The sequence below is a fragment of the Faecalimonas hominis genome, assembly GCF_054660755.1.
Window position 1 is genome coordinate 1 of record NZ_BAAHSH010000085.1, and the last position, 2,617, is coordinate 2,617.

General features: G+C 37.3%; 2 protein-coding genes. Both read right to left on the minus strand.

Annotation, left to right across the window (positions count from 1 at the left end):
- Positions 1–277 precede the first annotated feature (277 nt).
- Entirely contained in the window at positions 278–1,429 is a 1,152-nt protein-coding gene (locus ACYQ35_RS11640) for an IS91 family transposase (protein ID WP_459833764.1), read from the minus strand.
- Positions 1,430–1,431: 2 nt separating this feature from the next.
- The gene (locus ACYQ35_RS11645; RefSeq protein ID WP_244783725.1) at positions 1,432–2,271 is read right to left on the minus strand and encodes a tyrosine-type recombinase/integrase; all 840 of its coding nucleotides are present in this window, start codon (positions 2,269–2,271) and stop codon (positions 1,432–1,434) included.
- Positions 2,272–2,617 lie beyond the last annotated feature (346 nt).

Below are 2,617 nucleotides of genomic sequence, written 5' to 3' on the forward strand. Positions count from 1 at the left end.
AAATTGATTAGAAACCAATCGAAGTTGGCGTAAACGATAAAGCAGCTTATAGATTGCTGATAAACTGCCCTATCGTTTGCACCAATTTCGATTTTTCTATAGTGAACAAAGTCGTGTCCGGATAGCCGGAATATATGGAGTTTCAATTCTTTTCCCCTTGTAGAAAAAACTGTTTTGATTAAAATATTATATCAGATTTCTTTATAGAAAAAGATATTTTCCCACAACAAACAGACCTCATTTCTGAGGCTTCGTAAAAATATTTAATTATTGGGTTTTAAATCCGTAAAGGTATCCGTTGTTGGGGTTTTCCGAGATGTCCTCCACAGCATTTACAAACAGAAACCTTGATTCCATAAAGTGTTTCCAATATTTGAGTTGTTTCCATATTTTTCAACCGAGACAGATATTGCCTGCAGCCAAGAAGATTTCTACATAGTGTAAGATGCTTGGTTTTACTTCGGGTACACAGCAGACCATAATGTCTGATTCGGACAAAGCGTTTGGGTGGCACATGCATAAGGAATCTGCGGATAAATTCAACTCCGGGAATAGTCAGTGCTTTCCATTTACCAGCTTCACGGTAGTCCTTCACATAGTATGTGACAGTGTTTTCATCCATGCGGATAATACGGCGATTACTGATAGCAATTCTGTGTATGTACTTACCAAGGTAATGAATAACAGACTGTGCACCGTTAAAGGCTTTCTTACAGTGTGGAATCCAGTCTTTTTCATAGCAGATATTTATCAGCTCTTTGAAGGCATAGTGATTTCGGTATTTTTCACTGCTTCCGTGAAAGTGAAGTTTTTTATTTTTCCATAAAGTTTTCAGTTCATCCAGATATTTTCCACGGAAAAGTTTGGATAATACTTTAACAGGAAAAAAGAACTCTTCACCTTTATCACGCCACTGATTCTTAGCAGTCAATCCACCGCCGAGAAGAATGACATGGATATGGGGATGGAAATTCATTTCAGATCCCCATGTATGCAGGATGCAGATGTATCCGACCTTTGCATCCAGGTATTTTTCATCCTCAGCAAGTTCATTTATCGTGGAAGAGACGGAATGATACAAGGCATCATACAGTAGTTTCTGGTTACAATAGATTAATGGATTCAGTTCTTGAGGGACTGTAAATACCACATGGAAGTAAGGTGCTTCCAGAACGTCTTCCCGTTGGGAATCCATCCACTTTTCGGTAGGAAGAGCCTGACACATAGGACAGCATCTGTTACGGCAGGAATTGTAGTGAATCTGAAGATGGCCACAATCTTCACAAACACTGACATTTGCGCCATAAACTCCGGTCTTGCAGTTCATAATACAATGTGAAACTTTTGCCTGTTCCGCAGAAGGTGTATATCTGTCCAGATATTTGAGATAAAAAGAGTGAAATATATCCTGTACAGTTGGATTTTCCATGCCTAATCCTCCTGTACGTCAAAAGGACTTTTAATTCCCAATAGTGTTTTGTTACTCACATGAAGATATATTTCTGTAGATTTTGGGTCTGTATGTCCTAATAATGCTTGAATATATTTAATGTCACACCCCGCTTCCAAAAGATGGCTTGCAAAACTATGCCTAAAAGTATGAGAAGAAAAATGTTTCGTAATGCCAGCCTTTTTTGCACTTGTTTTTAAGAATTGATTTACGCTTGAAATATCAAGGTAATTATGAGTCCATTGACTTGGAAACAGTATACTCCTTGGTTTACCGCATTGAAACCAGTATTCTGTAAGTAAATCAAGTGTACGGTCGGCAAGAATAGTATATCGATCTCTTCGGTTTTTGGTATTGCGTATATGAATAGACTTATTGCTTCTGGATATATCGTCATAGTGCAGATGTACCACTTCTGATACGCGAAGTCCACCGGAATACATGGTTGCAATTATTGCTTTATGTTTCAGATTTTTAGTTGCATCAAGAATAGAATTGATTTCATCCTTTGATAGAATAACAGGAAGAGCCCGGTCACGTTTCATGCGGGAGATTTCATCTTCATCCCAGTATAGTTTTAAGATTCTTTTATACATAAAACGTATAGCAGAATAATAATGATTATAAGTTTCCGGCATGACTCCAGATAACCTTTTTGCGGTTAAAAAAGCATCCGCGTCATCAATAATTAGTTCATTCCATGGTTTTCCTGTATAATCTAAAAAATGTCTAATCGTATGACAGTAGGCATTAGCTGTGGATGGTTTTAAATTTTTCTTTTCCGCAGCAAGTTTGATTTGATTATAAATATCTTCGTACATAAAATATCCTCCGTAAAATAAATGAAAATATATAAGTTCCACATACCTTTACGGAGGAGCATTTGCTTGATAAAACCGCTTGTAGAAACGGTGTAAAAATGGTATTCTTTTCATAGGCAGTGGTAGGGAACTAAGCCCGTATTCGAAGTTTGTTTTTGGTGGTACTTAAACAATACTATCTTGGGACAATCCTGTCACTGCTTTTTTAGAAAACTAATAAGAAACTGCACCACAGCCTTGGCAGGCCATCGCGCAGCGATTTTGTTCAATTAGAAGTTGGAGGGAATATTTTATGTCTGGAAAAGAACTTTGGGAAATATTTGTTACAGAGAATAACATTGGCGAA